General features: G+C 38.0%; 18 protein-coding genes and 1 pseudogene. 10 read left to right on the forward strand and 9 right to left on the reverse strand.

The features are described 5' to 3' along the window. Positions 1 to 61 precede the first annotated feature (61 nt). Positions 62 to 901: an aldo/keto reductase gene (locus tag Q0486_RS02285; protein WP_299230088.1), complete on the reverse strand. Its 840-nt coding sequence runs from the start codon at positions 899 to 901 to the stop codon at positions 62 to 64. A 135-nt stretch (positions 902 to 1036) separates the two neighbouring features. Here Q0486_RS02285 and Q0486_RS02290 point away from each other — a divergent pair, with 135 nt between their 5' ends. After that, a complete protein-coding gene (locus Q0486_RS02290; protein WP_299230090.1) occupies positions 1037 to 1843 on the forward strand; it encodes a helix-turn-helix domain-containing protein in 807 nt (268 codons plus the stop codon). A 16-nt stretch (positions 1844 to 1859) separates the two neighbouring features. Here the strand turns inward: Q0486_RS02290 and Q0486_RS02295 are convergent, their stop codons facing one another. Then, a complete protein-coding gene (locus Q0486_RS02295) occupies positions 1860 to 2765 on the reverse strand; it encodes a helix-turn-helix domain-containing protein (protein ID WP_299230093.1) in 906 nt (301 codons plus the stop codon). A gap of 163 nt (positions 2766 to 2928) precedes the next feature. On the opposite strand from Q0486_RS02295, the gene Q0486_RS02300 reads away from it, so the two are divergent. The 3 genes and pseudogenes from Q0486_RS02300 to Q0486_RS02310 all read left to right on the forward strand — a co-directional run. Then, entirely contained in the window at positions 2929 to 3147 is a 219-nt protein-coding gene (locus Q0486_RS02300) for a hypothetical protein (RefSeq protein ID WP_299230095.1), read from the forward strand. 16 nt (positions 3148 to 3163) lie between these two features. Beyond that, a complete protein-coding gene (locus Q0486_RS02305; protein WP_299230097.1) occupies positions 3164 to 4291 on the forward strand; it encodes an aldo/keto reductase in 1128 nt (375 codons plus the stop codon). 214 nt (positions 4292 to 4505) lie between these two features. After that, positions 4506 to 4874, forward strand: a pseudogene (locus tag Q0486_RS02310) (antibiotic biosynthesis monooxygenase family protein); the annotation flags it as partial. Here Q0486_RS02310 and Q0486_RS02315 read toward each other — a convergent pair. The 7 genes from Q0486_RS02315 to Q0486_RS02345 form a co-directional block, all read right to left on the reverse strand. Next, positions 4871 to 5623 (reverse strand): SDR family oxidoreductase, encoded by a 753-nt coding sequence (locus tag Q0486_RS02315; protein WP_299230099.1) that lies wholly within the window; start codon positions 5621 to 5623, stop codon positions 4871 to 4873. The pseudogene Q0486_RS02310 and the gene Q0486_RS02315 overlap by 4 nt on opposite strands. Before the next feature lie 67 nt (positions 5624 to 5690). Beyond that, positions 5691 to 5966 carry a putative quinol monooxygenase gene (locus Q0486_RS02320; protein ID WP_204507702.1) on the reverse strand — a complete coding sequence of 92 codons (276 nt, stop codon included), beginning with the start codon at positions 5964 to 5966 and terminating at the stop codon, positions 5691 to 5693. A 58-nt stretch (positions 5967 to 6024) separates the two neighbouring features. After that, complete coding sequence (locus Q0486_RS02325; RefSeq protein ID WP_299230102.1) at positions 6025 to 6822, reverse strand: hypothetical protein; 798 nt, start codon at positions 6820 to 6822, stop codon at positions 6025 to 6027. 357 nt (positions 6823 to 7179) lie between these two features. Next, the gene (locus Q0486_RS02330) at positions 7180 to 7884 is read right to left on the reverse strand and encodes a hypothetical protein (protein ID WP_299230104.1); all 705 of its coding nucleotides are present in this window, start codon (positions 7882 to 7884) and stop codon (positions 7180 to 7182) included. A 169-nt stretch (positions 7885 to 8053) separates the two neighbouring features. Then, a complete protein-coding gene (locus Q0486_RS02335; RefSeq protein ID WP_299230106.1) occupies positions 8054 to 9067 on the reverse strand; it encodes a virulence RhuM family protein in 1014 nt (337 codons plus the stop codon). Between the two features lie 156 nt (positions 9068 to 9223). Beyond that, the gene (locus tag Q0486_RS02340; RefSeq protein WP_299230107.1) at positions 9224 to 9613 is read right to left on the reverse strand and encodes a PD-(D/E)XK nuclease family protein; all 390 of its coding nucleotides are present in this window, start codon (positions 9611 to 9613) and stop codon (positions 9224 to 9226) included. Positions 9614 to 9659: 46 nt separating this feature from the next. Beyond that, positions 9660 to 10286, reverse strand: a complete 627-nt coding sequence (locus tag Q0486_RS02345) for an HU family DNA-binding protein (RefSeq protein WP_299230108.1) — start codon at positions 10284 to 10286, stop codon at positions 9660 to 9662. 278 nt (positions 10287 to 10564) lie between these two features. Between Q0486_RS02345 and Q0486_RS02350 the strand changes: the two genes are divergently transcribed. The 6 genes from Q0486_RS02350 to Q0486_RS02375 all read left to right on the forward strand — a co-directional run bounded on the left by Q0486_RS02350 (position 10565) and on the right by Q0486_RS02375 (position 19971). Beyond that, the gene (locus Q0486_RS02350; RefSeq protein ID WP_299230109.1) at positions 10565 to 11881 is read left to right on the forward strand and encodes a DEAD/DEAH box helicase; all 1317 of its coding nucleotides are present in this window, start codon (positions 10565 to 10567) and stop codon (positions 11879 to 11881) included. A 256-nt stretch (positions 11882 to 12137) separates the two neighbouring features. Next, positions 12138 to 13208: a 3-phosphoserine/phosphohydroxythreonine transaminase gene (serC, locus tag Q0486_RS02355; RefSeq protein WP_235326920.1), complete on the forward strand. Its 1071-nt coding sequence runs from the start codon at positions 12138 to 12140 to the stop codon at positions 13206 to 13208. Between the two features lie 86 nt (positions 13209 to 13294). Then, the gene (locus Q0486_RS02360; RefSeq protein ID WP_204394617.1) at positions 13295 to 14218 is read left to right on the forward strand and encodes an NAD(P)-dependent oxidoreductase; all 924 of its coding nucleotides are present in this window, start codon (positions 13295 to 13297) and stop codon (positions 14216 to 14218) included. Positions 14219 to 14224: 6 nt separating this feature from the next. Beyond that, entirely contained in the window at positions 14225 to 14413 is a 189-nt protein-coding gene (locus Q0486_RS02365; protein ID WP_299230110.1) for a hypothetical protein, read from the forward strand. 4 nt (positions 14414 to 14417) lie between these two features. Beyond that, on the forward strand, positions 14418 to 15665 hold the full coding sequence (locus Q0486_RS02370) for a DUF1015 domain-containing protein (protein WP_294457363.1): 1248 nt from the start codon (positions 14418 to 14420) through the stop codon (positions 15663 to 15665). Between the two features lie 313 nt (positions 15666 to 15978). Next, positions 15979 to 19971: a hybrid sensor histidine kinase/response regulator transcription factor gene (locus Q0486_RS02375; RefSeq protein WP_299230111.1), complete on the forward strand. Its 3993-nt coding sequence runs from the start codon at positions 15979 to 15981 to the stop codon at positions 19969 to 19971. Positions 19972 to 19981 lie beyond the last annotated feature (10 nt).

The raw sequence follows: 19981 nt of genomic DNA on the forward strand, positions 1-19981 counted from the left end.
ATAAATACGTATATCTATTACTGCATTATTTACCCAAATTACAGATATTTGTATTTTCCTATTATCTCCATCCCATGAACATACGTACGGTATCTGCATCATGATGATCGAAGAAAAGACTTTTTCTTGTGTCCAGTCCGGCTATATTTTCCATATCATCCTGTGATAGTGAAAAATCAAAAATGTCAATATTTTCTTTCATACGCTCAATATGGGTAGATTTCGGTATGATAATAACTCCACGTTGTATAAGCCATCTCAATGCTACCTGTGCAACGCTTTTTTTATACTTTGCTCCAATATTGGCTAATATCGTATTATTGAAGAAATTGTTGCGTCCTTCAGCAAGCGGACCCCATGACATGATTCTAGTACCGAATTCCTCTATTATTTTCTGTGCTTCAATCTGTTGGTTGAAGACATGCGTCTCCACCTGATTTACAGCCGGTATTATTTCCATGTTACTGGCTATATCTATAAAGTGATCAGGATAGAAATTACTTACACCTATAGCTCTGAGTTTACCTTCCTTGTATGCTTTTTCAAGTGCCCGATATGCTCCGTAGCGGTCACAAAACGGCTGATGTAGTAGCATCAGATCAATATAATCTGTTTGTAGTTTCTTTAAACTCTCGTCTATTGATTTGCGTGCATTCTCGTAGCCGTAATTTGATATCCAAACTTTGCTTACAATAAAGATTTCATTTCGTTTTATTCCGCTGTTCTTAACAGCTTTTCCTACACCTTCTTCGTTATGGTATGCTTGTGCCGTATCAATCATACGGTAGCCATATTCCAAAGCGTTGCTCACACAACGTTCACATTCTGAAGGAGAAACTTGATATACTCCATAACCAATCTGTGGCATTTCGACGCCATTGTTTAATCTTACTGTTTTCATATTTTCAGTTTTAATTTATTTTGATAATTTTGTTCTTTGTGCAAAGATAGATACATGGTAATATAGGACTTAAACGAAAAATGCGGATATAATTACCATTTTTACAGTTCTTGTTAGTAATTGGAGGATATTTATATGGAAGAAAATAAAGAAATATTCATAGCCCATAGACTTGGTGAAATAAAAACAGATTCGGACGAGGAGTATCTTGCCCATATGTTTTGTTTGGGAGGAACATGTAAGTATCGTTTCAACAGGCAGGATTTTGAATTGCATGCAGGCGATCTGTCCATAATACGCAAGCGTAAAATGATAGAAAAGATAGAAGCATCAGATGATTTCCGATGCAGAATTATTTATGTAAAACCGGAATTTGTGACTCTATGCACTCCGCAGAGTAATTATGGTACTAAGGGACAGTTGGCCTTGTTCCTGAATCCTGTGATGCACTTAAATCGTGAGCAACAGGCTATATGTCTTCGTGATTTTGAACTGCTTGAGCAAAGGATAAAAGACACAAGTCATCGTTTTTATCGTGAGACGGTTATTAATGCGATGCGGATGGCAATTCTTGATTTCTTTGATTTCCATGCCCGTATTTATGGTGAGAATGATATTACCACACAAAATGCATCCATTATGAATCGATTCCTGAAGATGCTGGAGGACGGAGCGTACCGCGAGCACAGAGAGGTGACATATTATGCGGATTGCCTTTGTGTTACATCAAAATACCTGTCTGAAGTTTCAAAGAAGGTTAGCGGATACGGAGCTAATTATTGGATCAATAATTATACCATACTTGATATTACTCGTCTGCTTCGCGATAAATCTCTTTCGTTAGTACAGATATCAGATATGTTCGGGTTTTCATCTACGGCCTATTTCAGCCGTTATGTACAACAATATTCAGGTATAAAGCCTTCTGATTACAGGGAATGATGGACATAATAAAGTGCTAAATGTCATTTCTTTTCTGTTTTACATACTCTGTCGGGGAATATCCACAACATTTCTTGAATAATCTGCTTAAGTGTTGCGGATAGTCAAAGCCTAGATTATATGCTACTTGCGATGCTGTCGCTCCGCTTATAAGTCCATTTTTGGCACGTTGAATAATGTATTGCCTGATATGGTTGCTTGCGGTATCGCCTGTAGTCTTTTTTATAAGGTCTCCAAAGTAGTTTGACGACATACATAATTCATTTGCGCAATACTGTACAGTTGGTAATCCGAGTGTAAACTGTATTCCTTTCTCATAATAATCCTGTAATAGTGAATTGAATCGTATCAGTATATCTGAATTTTCCAGCTTTCTGGTCAAGAACTGGCGATTGTAGAAACGTTGGCAGAAATTAAGCATCAATTCTATGTAACCCACTATAATTGCATTCTGCTGTTCATCGTGTTTTTTTGATAACTCATCTCTCATCTGGTGCATTAATGACACCAAAATGTCATGTTCCTCTTCTGACATATGTAGAGCCTCGTTTATTCGGTAATCGAAAAATGTATAATTTTTTATAGTCTTTTCCAGTGCTGTTCCTTGTAGTATATCAGGGTGGAAAAGTAGTGCCCATCCGGTCAGCATAACCTGTTCACCGTTGTCTTCCTTTCCTCCAATCTGCCCCGGAGCTACACAAATTACAGTACCTTTCTTGTAGTCATATTTGCCACACCCGTATGTCAAGTCTATTTCTGCTTCATCGTGAAAGAATATTCCGTAAACACTGTAGTTGGCCAGACAATGACGTATAGGGGAAACTTCCTTATAGTCAATTACACAAACCTGCTGGTGTTGGCTTTCATAACCTAGCCAGTTACAATAATCGTTTACATTTTTTACTTTCAGAATTTTGCTCATTGTACTATGCTTTTATCCATGTCACGGCAAAAATAAAACTTTTCACTTAATCTTAAAACTTAATAGTGGCATTATCAGTAAAAATGATACAAATGTCCCACTTATTGTTACTTCATTGTTATCTGGGGCAATTAACTTTGTGATATCAAAAAAACAGTGAAAAATGGATAGGCAAATTATCATTTCTCCCCAATTATTTGAAGACGAGGTCGTTTGTTTTATTGCAGACCGTTATCACATTAATCCACAAACACTTTTGCAGCTTTTTCTGATGCAGAATGGAATTATAACAGATACAGATAATGTGGAATGTGGAGTACAACTTGAAGATAATGAAATAGAAATATTACGTGGTTTAACAGGGCTTGATAATAGTAATTAATAATGGTTTATAGAATATGGACAGAAGAAATTTTTTGAAACTATCATCTGTGGCAGTATTATCTACAGCAGGTTCTTTGACTGGCATATCTAAGGTGATAGCAGATGGTACTTCTGAGTCTGAGAATGTAGATAAAGATATAAATGAAGTATCTTCCGGAAGTATAGAACGTAGAAAACTCGGAGGAATGGAAGTATCTGCAATAGGTCTAGGATGTCTGCCAATGGTTGGTTATTATGGTGGTAAGTATGAAAAGAAAGATATGATATCTCTTATCCGCCATGCTTATGAAATGGGAGTAACATTCTTTGATACGGCAGAGGTTTATGGGCCATATACCAGTGAGACATGGGTGGGCGAGGCTTTAGCTCCTTTTCGTGACAAGGTTAAAATTGGAACGAAATTTGGTTTCGGAGTTGAAGAAGGTAAACCGACAGCCTTAAACAGTAGGCCGGATCATATTCGCAGAGCTGTGGAAGGATCGTTAAAGCGTTTGCGTACTGATTATATTGATCTGTTGTATCAGCATCGTGTAGATCCTGAAGTTCCTATGGAAGAAGTTGCAGGAGTGGTTAAAGATTTAATTCGAGAAGGGAAAGTTTTAAATTGGGGCTTGTCTGAAGCCAGTGCAAGATCTATCAGAAAGGCTCATGCTGTTTGTCCATTATCAGCAGTTCAGAGTGAATATGCTATTTGGTGGCGTGAGCCTGAAACTAAGATATTTCCTACACTTGAAGAGTTGGGTATTGGTTTTGTGCCATACTGTCCCTTGGGACGGGCGTTTCTAACTGGTGTGATAAATGAAAACAGCACATTTCATAAAGGAGACCGTAGATGGAATTTACCGCAATTCACTCCCGAAGCTTTAAAACATAATATGCCACTAGTGGAGCTGATTCGTAAGTGGGCTATGCGAAAGAATATGACTCTGGCACAATTTGCCCTTGCGTGGATGTTGTCGCGTAAATCGTGGATAGTTCCTATTCCCGGTACAACAAACCCTCAACACATGGATGATTTATTGGGAGCTGGAACAATACGTCTGGCTGCATGGGAAGTTGAGGAGTTTGATCGTGAATATGCAAAGATAGACCTTAAGGGACATCGTGCAGATCCGTTTACTGAAAGTCAGATAGATAAATAATGATGATATCTGGATTACGTAAAATCGAATAATGAAAAAAATATGCCGATGCAAGGTTTCAGTGTTTTTTAGTTATCGTATAATAATCGGTTTTCTTTTCAATGATTTGAAAGTTAAAAAAATGAAGATGTTGGTTTATAGTTTGTTGTTACCTTTATTTCTGTTTTTGAGTATAAAATCCGAAGCACAGGAGAAGAATATAAATTATTATATGGATAAACAAATTATATGTCACAAATTGCCGATGGAGGCAGACGGTATAGTCCGTCTATCGAAAATAGAGGTATATCCGGAATTCCTTGACGAGTATATTAAATATGCTGTAGAAGTAGGGGAGATTTCCTTGCTTACTGAACCCGGGGTATTGACTATGTATGCTGTGAGTGAAAAAGATAATCCTTGCAAGGTTACCATTCTTGAAACCTATGCAAGTAAAGCCGCTTATGAACAGCATATAGCTTCACAACACTTTCAAAAGTACAAGCAAGGAACACTCCACATGGTAAAAAGTCTTTTACTTTCCGACCAGATACCTCTTAATCCGAATAGTCATATTGATAATGTTATCCGGCGGCTGTATTAAAGTACCATTTTCCAACCATTATCATTATGATATACCATCAGTCTGCCCATTCCTCCGTCTATCGTGAGGTTTGTTCCGTTTATGAAACTGTTCTTTTCGTCGCACAGGAACATAACAGCTCTGGCAATATCTTCAGGCTCGCCTATGCGCTGTGAAGGATGTTGCATGATGTCGGCTTCCGAGTATTCTGGGACTTCTGAATCCTTGTGGAAACGTGCGGTCTCAATCCATCCCGGAGCAATGGAATTTACTCTTGCTATACCGCTGAGGCTTACAGCGAGAGCATGAGTAAGTGCTGTTATGCCACCTTTGGCCGCTGTATAGCTTTCCGTATCGGCTTGCGATTGGAATGCCCTGCTAGAAGATATGTTTACTATGGACGCACTTTTAGAGAAATGTTCCTTGAATAATACTGTAAGCCAATAAGGGGCAGCCACGCCAACTTTCTGCACATACATGAAATCCTCGTATGAGCATCCGCTTAATATACCACCGTTCATCAGACATGCATTGTTTATAAGGAAGTCAACTTTCTCTTCTTTTGACAATACCCATGCGGCAAAACTTTCCAGTACTTCTTTCTCTGAAATATCCCCTTTGTAGCAGAAGATATTTTCGTCAGTATCGTGGTCAATGTCTCTGTCTATAACATATACTCTGGCACCTTCTTTACTGAAACTCTCAGCAATACATCTGCCTATGCCGGCATTACCTCCGGTTACTATACATACTTTGTTGTCGAATAGCATATCTTTATGAAAAATGAGACGATATTACCTGTTTTAAAAGATAATATCGCCGTTATCAGTTATTGTTTTAGAATTGGAATTTTTCAAGTTTCATAGCTGCAAGGCTCTCAATCTTAGGAACCAGAGTTGTGAAGTGTGCACTTTCTGAATGAGCTTTCAGAGAAGCCTCGTCAGTCCATGTTTCACAAATCATATAAACGTCTTCACGTGTAGCGCTCTTGAAGAAATCGTATGCAATGCATCCTTCATCTTTCAATGATGCTGCTACCAGTTCTTTTGCTGTTTTTTCCACTTCTGCCTTGTTTTCTTCCGATACTTGGATAAATACATTTAATCTTAGCATAATCTTGTCTTTTTAGTTGTTTGTAAATTAATTATTATATCTGCATTTGCATTATTCTTTATCTTCCCGGCATTATTGTTGGGTTGCCGCCCTGATTTTTAAATTTTGCGCTTCTTATTATCTCATAAAGAATACCTCCGACGTCCAGTCCTATTTTGGTCTTATTAAATTTGTAATAAGGTATTGCAATAGGGCGTGTGTCCCATCTTCCTCTCATAGGGTCATATATCCTTTCTGCACCGACTTCCATTCCCCATCTATCGTTGAACTCATATCCTATAGTTCCTCCGAAACTGCTCATCTGAAATCCGTAGGCACTTGCAGGAGCGTACGAACCGAAAGCCCTGAAACTCAGTTTCTCATTCGGTCGGTAAATTACTGCTCCGGATGTTCCGAAAGCCTGACCGGTACTGAACGGGATATTAAACTTTGTAGCATTCAGTCCTGCCTGTATTTCCCAATAATCATTTATATTGTATTGGTACATCAGTGACGCTTCGTTTATTCTTCCAATTCCGGGCAGCGTTGATTGTGAACCGTAACCGTAAAGATTTGGAGCCATCATTCCGCCGGTACTGTAATCGCCGTAGAACATAGGAGAGGGGTTCGTGTGATAAGGCATGTAGAACGGGCGTCGCAACTTTATTTCCTGTATTTCCATCTGGTGTATTTCCGTTTCAGCCTTTACTTCAGGCTTTTTCATACCATTGTTTACTGGTGATATTTCCGGGATGCCAATATTTTCATCAGTTATGGCTCTCAGACTGTCCTTTCTCAACTTTGAGTTGTCTTCCTGTGCATATATGCCTGCTGAAAGGAGGCAAAACGCAGATAGTATGATAATCCTGAATTTCATATACAGATGTTTTTTTACCAATGGGTATAAAGTCTGATGTTTTTATCAAAGTTAGGCAAATTTGTAATAATTACAAAGTATCTTCTCTATCTTTATTGTTTGTTTTTTGTTTTTTACAAATTATCCGGAGGTTGATGTTGTTTTGAATAGCATTTAAATACCGTTTAAACGCTGTTTGAAAATGTTTTGCAAAAGGTTTGCAAAAGGGAAAACTGGTGTATGGATGCTGAACACTTAATGAACGCATAATTTATAGGATAGGGAGTAATACAAACATTATAAAAAAGGTAGCATCCTGGTTGAGAGTGCTACCTTCATTCATTTTAAAATGTTTTATTTTACTGCGTATATTGAATTTTATTTTACAATTTTGGTCAGTAATGTCTTTCCGTAGGCGTTTCCTTTTGTATCAAAAGCTTCAGACTTTACGAGTCCTACACCTTTAGCATACCATTCGGTGACTCTCAATGTTGTAGTTTTCAATACAATTTTTGTACGTTTCAGATACGATATTTTAATACAGTCGAATTTTCCTGCTGTGGTACTTACAGTTTCGTTTCCCATATATGAAGCTCCCGAAATGTTTATTTCATTTTTCAGCATATTGAGAATAAGCTTATATGAACGGTTCGGCATAGATTCACCGGCTTTTGCATTGTCCGACAATGTAAAAGAGTTGTCTCCGTCGAACTTTCTGTCTTCCTGCAAAGCCATTTTTGCTTGAGGACCGTACTTGGCAGGGTCGGAGTCTGAAGCAATATAAAGTTCGTACATCAGGTCTTCAGTGCAAACGGTATTGTTACCGTCGTAGCTCCATTGTGTCAGTGAATAGGAAGTGTTGTTTTTTGTCTTGGTAGTTACTGTCTTGCTGTAATAATCAGCAAGAGTTTTACCGTCTTCATTTGTAACGTTCTTTACAGTGGTAGTTACATTAGAAATACTCTGGCCAGCTTCGTCATAGTTTACGTAATGCAGTTCCGTACCGTTATTTGTGCAGAAATACTGTGCATTAGCCATTCCACAAATGAGTAATGCACTGACGAATAATGCTGTTTTTTTCATAATAGGATCTTTTATTTGTTTAAATAAATCAAGTTATATTCCAAATTGGCTGCGAACTTACAAAAAATATGATAAATATTTTACTGACATGAGAGAAATGTATATTAAAAAAACGAATATAAAGTAAATTTCAGCTTGCTGGAGTGGTGGCATTTTATTAAGAACAAATCTACTTATTCTTCAGTTTTTTCTGCTCCTTTTCAAAGCTCTCAAGAAAATGTATTTCTACAGGTGAAAGGTTGTAAACAGTTCTTTCTTTAAATTTATCGTATTCCGTATTTGCTTTTTGTTTTGCAAGTTCGGCAGAAATCTTCCCGGCATGTGTTAACAGTTCTTTTCCGGATAGTTTTAAAAAATCATCCAATTTCAGAATCCAATCTTTCATGTACATTGGCTTATGTGATTTAGCTTGAAGTTCTGCAAAATCCAAATATAGGCTGACTATTCTGTTGAGTGTGTCCAATTCATCAGAAGAAAGATAGTTTTTGGCTATTTCTGCATCAGTTCGCTTTGGCAATGCTCCTGTCCATGAAGTAAGTCCCATAAAATCTTTTTCAGAATCGGCACGTTCGTAAATGATTTCAGCAGCTGTATGACCATGAACAGAGAAGTGAATCTTATTTTGTACAGTTTTGAAAAACTGAATGGTAGCTTCTGCACGTGGATCATAATCAATACTTAAAGCGTATATTTCAAGTATCTTGCGATAAAAAACCTTTTCCGAGGAACGTATGTCACGGATGCGGCTGAGCAGTTCATCGAAATAGTTTCCTCCGCCTGCTCTTTTCAGTAGATCATCGTTCATGGCAAAACCTTTTACAAGATATTCACGGAGGATATTAGTAGCCCAAATTCTAAACTGTACTCCACGGTGTGACTTGACACGATAACCTACACTGATTATCATGTCCAGATTATAGTATGCCATATTTCGTTCAACTGTTCTGTTCCCTTCATTTTGAACTGTTGCAAAAAATGCAACAGTTGAGTCCTGATTCAGCTCTCCATCATCGAATACATTCTTTATATGTCGGGAAATGGTAGATTTGTTTCTTTGGAACAGCTCTGCCATCTGGTCAGCCGTAAGCCAAACCGTATCGTTGCATAGAGTTACTTCTATCCTTGATTTGCCATCCTCTGTCTGGTAGAGGATTATATTTCCGTTGTTTTGCTGTTCGTTCATGGTCGATTTCCGTTTTCTATAAACTTATTTTGTTCAGAATTGTAATAATTCGTTATTAAGTTGTATAGGTGAAAATATATTTTTATGTCTATACCTATAACATTATTATCCTCTTTAACCAATCTGCCATAATAATTTTCAATCTGCCCCTTATCTTCATGATTTGGTGTCTACGTGATATATTTTATTTTCTATCATTACAGCTTTCTTGGCAATTCTGTCTATAAAGCAAATATCTATCTCCTTATATTCGCTTCTATTCTGATTGTTAGGATAAACTTCAAGAGATTTTACATCATATTTGAATTTACTTTCAAGTACCTTTATAAATGAGTCTAGAAATATAGTTTCAAACCTATGTGGTCCGTTAGGATCCAGCAAAGCTGAAAGAACCCTGAAGTTTAAATATACCTCGTCAGATTCCTTTCTTAGGATGGTAAACATATTGAAGTTGTCTTCGTTATTTTCTCTTTCCTCAATTTTTTTTCGAACAATATTTATGTCTCTTAATAAATATTTTATGTTTCTTATTCTATTTCTATCCATAAAAAATTATTTAATAGAAAAAGCATCATTACTGTACAATAATATTCTATAATTTCCTGACATAAACCTTATGTGTCCCAACTCCTTTTATCGCAATACCAGATTCTGTATCAGTCGCCCATGTCTTCAGTTCCTTTGCAGCAGTTGTACGGTTAAGATCTGCTATCTTTGAATATTCACTAACCGTAATGAAAGGATTCTCTTCAAGATATTTATTCACCATGTCCAGTCTTTCTTCGGCAGTTGTTTTCGGATTTCTGCATCTTTTAACTCCAGAGCCCCGTTCAAGATTGCAAAGAGTATTTGTCTCGCTTATAAGTGTCCTGTCCGCACGGAAGTTTATACCTCCGATTTCTATGCTGGCTGCATTTCGTCGGGGAGAATTACCTTCGGCGTCTTCTCTTTTCTTACCTTTCTTCAAAGTGAGTGTTGGGGTGAAAAGACCGATTCCTTCTATTCTTACTGACCGGCCTTCTGCCATGAATCGAGCCATAGATCTGGCTATAAGATCCAACGCTCCGCGAACTTCACCGCGATTGAATGTTGAACCTTTGATGCATGTTTCTACCAGTTCGTCTGTCTCGCATGTACCGGTAATTTCCATTCTCGGATAAAGTAATGTTTCGCCCTCTTTCCTCATGTCGGGCATTTCCTGCATGAAATATTTTGCCATAATCAAAAAAGGTATTAGTGGTTATTAAATTAATTGTTTTAGTACTCAAAGTTATAAATTCCCTGACATATTCTATAAATACAAGTTATATATTTATAAATACAAGTTGTGATTTTGTAAATATAAGTTGTATTTATAAATCAATAATCTATATCTAAAGATTATGTATGTACAAAAATAACTTTTAATCAGCGGATTTACAACTTAATTATGGAAATCTCCCATATTTATAGTATTTTTGCATATATATGATTTCAAAATTTAGACAAAAAATAAATATGGATATCCGTACAATACTGAAAAATCTTAAAATAGGAGAGTTGAATGCTATGCAGCAGGCTGCTGTAGATGCTTATAAGGAAGGAAACGATATAGTGCTGCTTTCGCCCACAGGCTCTGGAAAGACTTTGGCTTATCTTATTCCGCTTGTGCAGACCCTGAAGAAGGATACCGAGGGTGTGCAGGCTGTAGTGCTTGTTCCGTCGCGCGAGTTGGCATTGCAGATAGAACATGTCTTTAAGAGTATGGGTACGGATTTCCAGGTAATGAGTTGCTATGGCGGACGTCCGGCTATGGATGAACACCGCACAATGAAAGGTATCCGCCCGTCCGTGATTATCGGTACACCGGGGCGTATGAACGACCATCTTGGAAAAGGCAATATAGATGCATCTACAGTGCGTGTACTAGTTATTGATGAGTTCGACAAGTGTCTGGAATTCGGATTCCAGGAGGAAATGGCAGATGTGATAGGCAAGTTGCCTGATTTGCGCAGAAGGTTCCTTCTTTCAGCTACTGACGCTGAAGAAATACCACGTTTTACTGGAGTAAACAAGAGTGTAAGGCTGAACTTTCTGAATGCGGATGAGCAATTGTCGGATAGACTTCATCTATATAAGGTGGAATCGCCGATAAAGGATAAACTGGAGACATTATATAAATTGGTGTGTAATTTAGGGTCAGAACAGACACTGGTGTTCTGCAATCATCGTGAGAGTGTTGACAGGGTAGGCAAGTATCTGCATTCAATGAAAGTCTATTGTGAAACTTTTCATGGCGGAATGGATCAGGACGACCGTGAGAGAGCGCTTTATAAGTTCAGAAACGGCAGTTGCAATATATTTATTTCTACAGATCTTGCTGCTCGCGGACTTGATATTTCGGGAATAAAGAATGTGGTTCATTATCATTTGCCAGTAGCCGAAGATGGGTTTATACACCGAAACGGACGTACCGCAAGATGGGATGCAGAAGGTAGCGCATATATTATTATGCATTCCGAAGAGAAAGTTCCTGATTATCTTCCTGCTGAAATTGATGTTTATACTTTGCCGGAGATTACTCCAAAACCTTCGAAACCGGAGTTCGTCACTTTATATATTGGTAAGGGTAAAAAAGACAAGATAAACAAGATAGACATTGTAGGTTTTCTCTTCAAGAAAGGTGGGTTGAATAAAGATGATGTTGGCAAGGTTGATGTTAAGGACCATTATGCTTTCGTGGCTATATCGAGAAAAAAGAGCCAACAAACGTTAAAGTTGATACAAAATGAAAAGATTAAGGGGGTAAAAACTTTGATAGAACTGGCAAAATGATAACTTTGTGTCAGGATTCATACGGAACGGCAGGTCACTGTCTCAATTTGCTATGGTTGGTATCACAAAATACACCACAGTATGATAATTATGTGTCAAAGTGATAGTAAAATTACGCTTCATGTCATAAAATGAAAGAAAATTTCAGTTGTATGTGTAATTTTATTAGATTAAAGTTTGGATGTGTGGAAATAATTACATAAATTCGCAATCGTTAGATATTAAAATATATGTAAAACCAAAAAACAACTGCCAAATGAAAAAACATAATTTTAATGCGGGACCATCTATTTTGCCTCGCGAAGTAATAGAGAAAACAGCACAAGCTATATTGGATTTTAATGGCTCTGGACTTTCGTTGATGGAAATAAGTCATCGCGCAAAAGACTTTCAGCCGGTAGTGGACGAAGCTGTTGCTTTGTTTAAAGAGATACTAAATATCCCGGAAGGGTACTCAGTGATATTCCTCGGTGGCGGTGCTAGCCTTGAATTCTGTATGGTTCCATATAACTTCCTTGAAAAGAAAGCTGCTTATCTTAACACAGGTACTTGGGCTAAGAAAGCTTTGAAAGAAGCAAAAGCTTTCGGTGAAGCAGTGGAAGTCGCTTCATCTGAAAAAGACGGATATACATATATTCCTAAGGATTATGTTATTCCTGAAGATGCGGAATATTTCCATATTACCACCAATAATACTATCTATGGAACAGAATTGCATTCAGATCCTGAAGTGAATGTTCCTTTGATTGCGGATATGTCATCTGATATTTTCTCACGTCCTATCGACGTTTCAAAATACATCTGTATCTATGGCGGCGCTCAGAAAAATCTGGCTCCTGCAGGTGTTACTTTCGTTATAGTGAAAGATGAAGCGCTTGGCAAGGTTACACGTCATATCCCTACAATGCTTGACTATAAGACACACGTTGACAAGGGTTCTATGTTCAATACTCCTCCTGTTGTGCCTATCTATGCAGCATTGCAGACTTTGAGATGGATCAAGGCCCAGGGTGGTGTGGAGGAAATGCAACGCAGAGCTAAGGAACGTGCTGAGTTACTTTATGCTGAAATTGACCGCAATAAACTGTTCCGCGGTACAGTGACTGTGAAAGAAGACCGCTCACTGATGAACATCTGTTTCGTGATGGCTGATGAATACAAGGATTTGGAAGCTGACTTCCTGAAGTTTGCTACCGAACGTGGTATGGTGGGTATCAAAGGTCACCGTTCAGTAGGCGGATTCCGTGCATCATGCTATAATGCTATGCCATTGGAAAGCGTTAAGGCTCTTATCGAGTGCATGCAGGAATTTGAAAAATTGCATTAATCCGTATTAATTATCAAATAGGGACGTGACGGAGACTTCTCTTTTCACGTCCTTTTTATCTTTATATCACTTAAATTTTACTACACATGAAAGTCTTGATTGCAACAGAAAAACCATTCGCCAAGGTTGCTGTGGATGGTATTCGTAAGGAAATAGAAGCAGCTGGTTATGAACTCGTGTTGCTTGAAAAATATACTGAGAAAGCTCAATTGCTTGATGCCGTAAAAGATGTGAACGCCATTATTATCCGAAGTGACATTGTTGATAAGGAAGTGCTTGACGCTGCCAAGGAGCTGAAGATTGTAGTCCGTGCAGGTGCCGGATACGATAATGTTGATTTGGCTGAGGCTACAGCTCACGATGTATGTGTGATGAATACTCCGGGACAGAACTCAAACGCTGTGGCAGAACTTGCTTTCGGTATGATGATTATGGCTGTCCGCAATTTCTATAACGGTAAGGCGGGTACAGAACTTATGGGCAAGAAACTAGGTATTCATGCTTACGGTAACGTGGGACGCAATGTGGCTCGTATCGCCAAAGGTATCGGAATGGATATTTATGCTTACGATGCTTTCTGTCCTAAGGAAGCTATCAAGGCTGACGGTGTCACTCCTGTGGATTCTGCAGATGAGCTTTACAAGAATTGTGATGTCGTTTCACTTCATATTCCTGCTACTCCTGAGACACGCAAATCTATCAATTATGACTTGGTGAACCTGATGCCAAAGAACGGTTTGCTTGTCAATACTGCAAGAAAAGAAGTTATCGACGAAGAAGGACTTCTGAAACTGATGGAAGAACGTCAGGACTTGAAGTATGTAACAGATATTATGCCAGAGAAGAATGAAGAGTTTGCCGCTAAATGTGCCGGCAGATATTTCTCTACTCCAAAGAAGATGGGTGCCCAGACAGCCGAGGCCAATATCAATGCCGGTATTGCCGCTGCAAAACAGATTGTGGCATACTTCAAGGATGGTTGCGAGAAATTCCGTGTAAATAAAAAGTAAAAATATATGAAGATAACAAGTGATGAACGAAATTCATTTATTCCGTTGACTGTAGGTACTTCTCTACTGCTGGTAAATTCCTTTTGCAAGTCGTATATTGACGATTTCTGGCAAGGATTCCTGTGCGGTCTGGCACTGGCGTGTTTCTTGTATGCTTTTCGTACATTAGTCTTGTTCTTCAAACGAAATTTATAGTATTATGGCAATAGTTAAACCTTTCAAGGGCATACGCCCACCGAAATCAATGGTTGAGGAAGTGGCTTCCCGACCATACGATGTATTGAATTCAGAAGAGGCGCGTGAAGAGGCTAAGGGTAATGAAAAGTCATTATACCATATCATCAAGCCTGAAATTGACTTCCCGGTAGGAACGGATGAACATGATCCAGCTGTATATGACAAGGCAGTGGAGAATTTCAAGATGTTCCAGGAAAAGGGATGGCTGGTGCAGGACGATAAAGAAAACTATTATGTATATGCACAGACCATGAACGGTAAGACTCAGTATGGTCTTGTTGTGGGTGCATACGTGCCTGATTATATGAACGGTGTAATAAAGAAGCATGAGCTTACACGCCGCGACAAGGAAGAGGACCGTATGAAGCATGTCCGTGTGAACAATGCGAACATTGAGCCTGTATTCTTTGCATATCCCGATAATGCCGAACTTGATGCCATTGTCGCTAAATACACTGCACGCGAGCCGGAATATGATTTTGTGGCTCCTGGTGACGGTTTCGGTCATACCTTCTGGGTTATCGACGGAAAAGAGGACATTGACAGAATTACCGCTCTGTTTGCCGATATGCCGGCTCTGTATATTGCCGATGGTCATCACAGAAGTGCTGCCGCAGCATTGGTTGGTGCCGAGAAAGCTGCCCAGAATCCAAATCATAAGGGTGACGAAGAATATAATTATTTCATGGCTGTATGTTTCCCGGCATCGCAGTTGACTATTATTGATTATAACCGTGTGGTAAAGGATTTGAACGGACTGACAGCCGAACAGTTCCTGAAAGCATTGGAGAAAGACTTCATAGTCGAAGAAAAAGGCGAAAGTGTCTATAAGCCTTCATCACTTCATAATTTCTCATTGTATCTTGCCGGAAAGTGGTACAGTCTTACTGCAAAACCCGGTACATACGATGATAACGATCCGATAGGAGTGCTTGACGTGACAATATCTTCTAATCTCATTCTTGACGAAATACTTGGCATCAAGGATTTGCGTTCGGACAAGAGGATTGATTTTGTTGGTGGAATCCGCGGACTTGAAGAACTGAAACGCAGAGTTGACAGTGGTGAAATGGCTATGGCTCTTGCACTGTATCCGGTATCGATGAAACAGTTGATGGACATTGCCGATACGGGAAATATCATGCCGCCGAAGACTACATGGTTCGAGCCTAAGCTTCGTTCGGGATTGATTATACATAAGTTGGAATGATGTCAGTATTTTTATTTTATTGATATTTGTTTGGCGCCTGATGAAAATAAAGTGAACTAAGTTCATTTATATTCATCAGGCGCTATTAAGTATATTGGAATATATTATACGGTTTAAACAATATTTAAATGCAGTCGATATGTCGTTTAACTAGATAATATTATTGGTCTGTAACTGTCAGTAGCATTCGATGCTTGTTTAGATAATGCTAGAATTAAGTTAACTATATATACAATTTGATATATTTTCTTTATATTTGTATCATATTAGCCTTTGTGAAATTTAAGGATGTAAGTGTCTGTTGATTTAATATATGAAGATAAATTTAAAATATATCTTATTAGTCATATCTTTTGTATTGTCTGTTTCTGCTTTTTATGCCGAATCGTTTGACGGTATGTTTAGTGTTCGTCACATCGGTCGCACTGAAGGATTGAGTAGCGAAAGAGTATTCTCAATAGTTGAGGATAATGATAATGTGATGTGGATTTCAACTAGAACTGGAGTGGACAGATATAATGGTCGTACAGTAAAAAATTATTCATTATCTGCTAATTACTATTATGGTGATTTGGCAGGGAGAATAATCAGGCTTTATTTTGATAATAAACTGGGACTTTTGGCATACGATCATACCGGGAGAATATATAAATATCAACCGAATACTGACAGCTTTGAATTATATTTGTTTTTGGGTGAGTATATTGAGGGGGAAATTATTCTTAATAAAATATTTTCTGATGAAAAAGGGACGCTTTGGTTTGGATTGAGTAGAGGATTATATTCGAAAAAGTCAGACGGTGCTTTATGTTGCGTTTTAGAAGACAATTATATAAATGACATAGTATGTTTGTGTGATTCTTTATTTGTTGGTACATCGAATGGAGTTTTTCGTTTATCATGTAGGGAAGATTCTGTTTCAAATCAACTTGTTGAAGATAAAAATGTACAAACTCTTTATATAGATAAGTCTGAAAATAAGTTGTGGATTGGTACGTTCAACAGCGGATTGTGGACTCTGGATCTCGGAAATTATTCATTGCATCGTATAAAAGGTCAACATCTGTCTTTTTTAAATCCTATTCGCGCCATTACTCCTTATGACAATAACAGAATACTTGTTGGAATAGACGGTGGCGGAGTATATTTTGTGGACAAACAGACCTCAGAAACAAAGTTGTTTGTAAATACAGAGGATAGTGGGGAGTTCTTTTTACGTGGCAATGGTATCTATGCTGTGACTAAAGACTTTCAGGATAATATATGGATAGGCAGTTACACTGGTGGAGTGTCTGTGGCTATTTCTTTGAAGTATCCTATCAATATAATGACACATGAACGGGGAAATCCGCAGTCGTTGGTAAATAATAATGTGAATGATATAGAGGAGAATATAAATCATGATTTGTGGTTTGCCACGGATGATGGTATAAGTATTAGGAATAAGTCAGATCATCGTTGGAAACATATATTAAAATCTATTGTAATAGTAGATTTATGTAGTTCTGGCGATGGAAATATCTGGGCTGGAACTTATGGTGACGGTTTGTACCTGATAGATAAAGACGGGCGTGTGATAAGACATCTTACTCAAAAGCCGGGAGGACTTACTACAAATTATATTTTCTCGGTGAAGGAGGACAAGGACGGAGATCTTTGGATTGGGGGACTTGACGGAAATTTAATTATAGCCGACAAACAAGGAAAACGTAAAAATGAGTTTGATATAAACTGGGTTCATTCCATAGAAGAAGTTGATTCTTTGAGAATGGCCGTTGCTACAGTAAATGGTTTTTGTATTGTAGAAAAATATACATCTCAGTTCAGACGTTATGCCACAACCAGTGAGTTCAATGATAAGAATGTCAGTGCTTATATCATTTCAATGTTGTTTAATGGTGACGGTACTGTATGGCTTGGCACGGAAGGAGGTGGACTGAATCTGTATGATATGAATTCAGGTGATGTAAAGACAATTACCACTAAAGAAGGCTTGCTGTCCGATGACATATATAGCTTGCAACGTGATAATAAAGGACGTATTTGGGCAAGCACAGGTAAAGGTCTTGCCGTTGTAAATGGCCAGAAGGTTTCAAATCTGAATTATATTCATGATACAGATAAGACATATAACAAATCGGCATGTATCAAACTTTCTGATGGTAGGTTTGCTTATGGAAGTACTTATGGGGCTATTTTTATAACTCCTGATGCGATGGCTGTTGAGGAATACGACGCACCTGTTAGGATAACAGATTTAAAATTGGAGTATATCTCTCCCGAGAAGGAAATACAGATGCGTCCGTCCATTTATGCTATGCTCATGGATAAGAAGGTTGATCTTGATTACAGTTATAATTCATTTTCTGTTACTTTTGAGTCAATAAATTATCGTTTTCAGCATGATATAGCTTATCAGTATATTCTTGAAGGATATGAAAAATCATGGAGTGCGGTGTATTCGAATGGAACTGTCAGATATACTAATGTATCGCCGGGAATGTACATCTTAAAAGTCAGAAGTTTAAGAAAAAGTAATGGAGAAATCATTTCAGAAGATTCTCTTTCAATAAACATCGATCAGCCGTGGTGGAATTCATGGTATGCATGGATAATATATTTGTCTTTAGTTTTCGGTATATTTTATTTCATACTTAGATATAAGAGTAATCAGCTTCAGAAAAGACATAATGAGGACAAAATAAAGTTCTTTGTAGAAACAGCACATGATATACGGACTCCAGTAACTCTTATCATGGCTCCTTTGGAAGACCTTAGTAAAGAAAAAGACCTTTCGGATGATGTAAGTTACTTGTTGGAAACAGCGCGTAATAATACACGTAAGCTACATACGCTTGTAAGTCAATTGCTTGAGTTTGAGAAAATAGATACAAATAAGAAAAATGTAACTCTTAAACCTATAAATATCAACGATTTGTTAGTGAAGGAATGTGTAAGCTTCCAGTCATATTGTGATAAGAAACAATTGCATATAAAGATGTCTTTGCCTGAACATGATGTGTTTGCAATGGCAGATGAGCAGATGATGGAAATGTTGCTTGACAATCTTATTTCGAATGCCTGCAAATATACATTGGCAAATGGGACAATCAGCCTGTCGCTTTTATCTGATAAGAAGAATGTAGTTATAGAGATTCAAGACACAGGTATTGGCATTCCTGCTGATGCAGGCAGACAGCTGTTCAAGAATGTTTATCGTGCTGTTAATGCAAGACAGACAAACGAACCCGGTACAGGATTCGGATTGTTGCAGGTTCAGCGTTTGGTGAATATGATGCATGGAAAAATTTCATACAAGTCTGAAGTAAACAAGGGCAGTACGTTCTATGTTACGTTACGCAAGGCTGATATTGATTCTTCTTTTGATAATAATGTTATACATAAACAGATATCTCCGGTTATAGAAAATAGAACTGAGTATATTGGTGATGATTCTGAAAATATTAAAGAATCTTCGGATACATTGCTTATAGTTGAGGATAATGACGAATTACGCTGTTATTTAAAGAAGATTTTCGAACGTGATTATCGGGTTATAGATGTATCCGATGGAAGTAAGGCTTTGGAATGTTTGGCAGAAGAATATCCAGATCTTATTCTGTCGGATGTAATGATGCCTGGTATACAGGGTGACGAGCTTTGTCGTATAGTAAAGGAAAATCCCCAGACATCCGGTATACCGTTTATATTGCTTACAGCCAAAGTAACCCATGATGCCATGGTCACTGGTCTGAAAAGTGGAGCGGACGACTATATTCCTAAACCTTTCAGTGCAGAGATTTTAAGATTGAAGGTTCATAGTATTCTCGAAACCAGAAATCATCTTCGTGAATATGTTCTGAAAAATGTGGTGGCACAAATAGAAAAAAATGAAACTGTTGTCACTGATACTTTGAACAGTGAGGACGAAATACGGCAAACAGACGGTGGCAATGTTCAGAATGATGCTGTACCGGTATCAGAAGATGATTTGAATTTTATCAAGCATGCAACACAACTCGTCATGGATAATATGGATGATGAAGAATTTAATATTAACCAATTATGCCAGGAAATGGCTATGAGCCGTACCTTGTTCTATAACCGTTTGAAATCACTTACAGGAAAGGCACCGCAGGACTTCATACGTCTGATTCGTCTTCAGAGAGCAGCAGAACTGTTGAAACAAGGAAAGCCTGTTGCAGATGTAGCCGCTGAAACCGGATTTGTGAATTCTAAATATTTCAGTATATTGTTCAAGAAACAATTTGGTATATCACCAAGCAAGTTTCTGGAGCAAAACTAATAGATAGTTC

It is taken from the genome of uncultured Bacteroides sp. (assembly GCF_937912035.1).
Taxonomy (GTDB): Bacteria; Bacteroidota; Bacteroidia; order Bacteroidales; family Bacteroidaceae; genus Phocaeicola.

What these genes read in the sequence shown, in the direction of transcription:
- Q0486_RS02285 (WP_299230088.1), bottom strand. Translation starts at nt 901, where the DNA reads ATGAAAACAGTAAGATTAAACAATGGCGTCGAAATGCCACAGATTGGT.
- Q0486_RS02290 (WP_299230090.1), top strand. Translation starts at nt 1,037, where the DNA reads ATGGAAGAAAATAAAGAAATATTCATAGCCCATAGACTTGGTGAAATA.
- Q0486_RS02295 (WP_299230093.1), bottom strand. Translation starts at nt 2,765, where the DNA reads ATGAGCAAAATTCTGAAAGTAAAAAATGTAAACGATTATTGTAACTGG.
- Q0486_RS02300 (WP_299230095.1), top strand. Translation starts at nt 2,929, where the DNA reads ATGGATAGGCAAATTATCATTTCTCCCCAATTATTTGAAGACGAGGTC.
- Q0486_RS02305 (WP_299230097.1), top strand. Translation starts at nt 3,164, where the DNA reads ATGGACAGAAGAAATTTTTTGAAACTATCATCTGTGGCAGTATTATCT.
- Q0486_RS02315 (WP_299230099.1), bottom strand. Translation starts at nt 5,623, where the DNA reads ATGCTATTCGACAACAAAGTATGTATAGTAACCGGAGGTAATGCCGGC.
- Q0486_RS02320 (WP_204507702.1), bottom strand. Translation starts at nt 5,966, where the DNA reads ATGCTAAGATTAAATGTATTTATCCAAGTATCGGAAGAAAACAAGGCA.
- Q0486_RS02325 (WP_299230102.1), bottom strand. Translation starts at nt 6,822, where the DNA reads ATGAAATTCAGGATTATCATACTATCTGCGTTTTGCCTCCTTTCAGCA.
- Q0486_RS02330 (WP_299230104.1), bottom strand. Translation starts at nt 7,884, where the DNA reads ATGAAAAAAACAGCATTATTCGTCAGTGCATTACTCATTTGTGGAATG.
- Q0486_RS02335 (WP_299230106.1), bottom strand. Translation starts at nt 9,067, where the DNA reads ATGAACGAACAGCAAAACAACGGAAATATAATCCTCTACCAGACAGAG.
- Q0486_RS02340 (WP_299230107.1), bottom strand. Translation starts at nt 9,613, where the DNA reads ATGGATAGAAATAGAATAAGAAACATAAAATATTTATTAAGAGACATA.
- Q0486_RS02345 (WP_299230108.1), bottom strand. Translation starts at nt 10,286, where the DNA reads ATGGCAAAATATTTCATGCAGGAAATGCCCGACATGAGGAAAGAGGGC.
- Q0486_RS02350 (WP_299230109.1), top strand. Translation starts at nt 10,565, where the DNA reads ATGGATATCCGTACAATACTGAAAAATCTTAAAATAGGAGAGTTGAAT.
- serC (WP_235326920.1), top strand. Translation starts at nt 12,138, where the DNA reads ATGAAAAAACATAATTTTAATGCGGGACCATCTATTTTGCCTCGCGAA.
- Q0486_RS02360 (WP_204394617.1), top strand. Translation starts at nt 13,295, where the DNA reads ATGAAAGTCTTGATTGCAACAGAAAAACCATTCGCCAAGGTTGCTGTG.
- Q0486_RS02365 (WP_299230110.1), top strand. Translation starts at nt 14,225, where the DNA reads ATGAAGATAACAAGTGATGAACGAAATTCATTTATTCCGTTGACTGTA.
- Q0486_RS02370 (WP_294457363.1), top strand. Translation starts at nt 14,418, where the DNA reads ATGGCAATAGTTAAACCTTTCAAGGGCATACGCCCACCGAAATCAATG.
- Q0486_RS02375 (WP_299230111.1), top strand. Translation starts at nt 15,979, where the DNA reads ATGAAGATAAATTTAAAATATATCTTATTAGTCATATCTTTTGTATTG.